Origin of the sequence: Synechococcales cyanobacterium T60_A2020_003 (genome assembly GCA_015272205.1) — a bacterium.
Classification (GTDB): domain Bacteria; phylum Cyanobacteriota; class Cyanobacteriia; order RECH01; family RECH01; genus JACYMB01.
Window position 1 is genome coordinate 1 of sequence record JACYMB010000331.1, and the last position, 1,875, is coordinate 1,875.

Annotated in this window: 3 protein-coding genes; all 3 read left to right on the forward strand. The window is 53.9% G+C overall.

Going from position 1 to position 1,875, the window contains the following annotated elements; genetic code table 11:
* On the forward strand, nucleotides 1-159 hold a 159-nt coding region (locus IGR76_16335; GenBank protein MBF2080035.1), incomplete at its 5' end, for a hypothetical protein.
* Nucleotides 160-352: 193 nt separating this feature from the next.
* Nucleotides 353-610: a hypothetical protein gene (locus IGR76_16340; GenBank protein ID MBF2080036.1), complete on the forward strand. Its 258-nt coding sequence runs from the start codon at nucleotides 353-355 to the stop codon at nucleotides 608-610.
* A gap of 27 nt (nucleotides 611-637) precedes the next feature.
* The coding region (gene argH, locus IGR76_16345; protein MBF2080037.1) for an argininosuccinate lyase at nucleotides 638-1,875 on the forward strand (1,238 nt) is incomplete at its 3' end.

Below are 1,875 nucleotides of genomic sequence, written 5' to 3' on the forward strand. Positions count from 1 at the left end.
GCCCTAAAACAGGGAAATGAGCGACTCGCGCGAGCCGCCCTAGAACGCAAAGTTAGAGCCAAGCGAGAATTAGAAGCACTACAACCCAAAATTGAAGAGGCGATCGCCATGCAGCAAGATATCATCCAGCGGATGGCCAACCTGACCTCATCGCCCTAGGGTTCATCGCTCCACTTCTGTGCTAAATATTGGGGTGGAACAGGGGCAATGGTTGCGTCTAACGATACCCATGTGGATTTTGTATCATCCTCCCCCCTTCCGCGCATCAATCTTTATGTCATCTTGTCCCTTTCGCTGTGCCCTGATTTAGTATTTGGGCAATCCTTTTACCCACGCTGAGGAGTGAATATAAATGATTTGGCTCGATGTAGCGCACCATACAACGCTTGGCCTGAGTAATATTTCATCCTGGAGTGACATCCACACCGTAGTTTCATCCCTACCCCATCCAGGTGACTTCGACTGGAGCCTTTTAGCCCAGTTTGACACCGATCCCTTTCGCGGAGTTCGCCAAACCCTGCGCGAGTTCTTCACCTCTGGCAAAGTGTGGATCTTTGTGGCGGGATTGGTTGTAGGCTATCTTATTCGGGGTTTTACCTCCTACGGTTAAATTATTTCTGTTTAAGGTTTTAGTTTCTTGAGCAACGCAACTCCCCAATCCCAAACCTGGAGCCAGCGCTTTGAGTCGGCTCTGCATCCGGCGATCGCCCGATTCAATGCCAGCATCGGGTTTGATATCAACCTCATTGAGTACGACATCACAGGTTCCCAAGCCCACACCAAAATGCTCGCCAAAACCGGGGTGATTTCCCCCGACGAAGGTGAGCAGATTGTGAATGGCCTGGAGCAAATCCGGCAGGAATATCGATCGGGTTCCTTTACCCCCGGTATTGAGGCCGAGGATGTCCACTTTGCGGTAGAACGACGCCTCACCGAACTGATTGGCGATACGGGCAAAAAACTGCACACGGCGCGATCGCGCAATGATCAGGTGGGCACCGATACCCGCCTCTACCTCCGCGCCCAAATTGAGCAGATCCGGCAGCAAATCCGGGACTTCCAGGCTGTACTGGTGGATCTCGCAGAACAAAACGTGGAAACGCTCATTCCCGGATACACCCACCTCCAGCGGGCACAGCCGTTGAGCTTAGCCCATCACCTGTTGGCCTATTTTGAGATGGCGCAGCGGGATTGGGAACGGTTGGGGGATGTCTACAAACGGGTAAATGTGTGTCCTTTGGGGAGTGGTGCCCTCGCCGGAACCACCTTCCCCATCGATCGCCACTATACCGCAGAGTTACTGAACTTTGGCGGCGTGTATGCCAATAGCCTGGACGGCGTGAGCGATCGCGACTTTGCGATTGAGTTTCTCTGTGCTGCGAGCCTGATCATGGTGCATCTCTCCCGCCTGTCGGAAGAGGTGATTCTCTGGGCATCGGAAGAATTTGGCTTTGTAGGGCTGAAGGATAGTTGCTCCACAGGGTCTAGCATCATGCCCCAGAAGAAAAATCCTGACGTGCCGGAACTGGTGCGCGGAAAAACGGGACGAGTGTTTGGGCACTTGCAGGGCATGTTGGTGCTGATGAAGGGATTGCCCCTCGCCTACAACAAGGACTTGCAAGAAGACAAGGAAGCCTTGTTCGATGCGGTGATCACCGTGCAGGGCTGTCTGGAGGCGATGACGATTCTGCTCCAGGAGGGAATGGAGTTCCGCACGGCTCGCTTGAATGCGGCGGTGGCGGAGGATTTCTCCAATGCCACCGATGTAGCCGATTATTTGGCCGCCAAGGGCATTCCCTTCCGCGAGGCGTATAATTTGGTGGGCAAGGTGGTCAAAACCTCCCTGGCGGCGGGTAAACTGCTCAAGGACTTAAC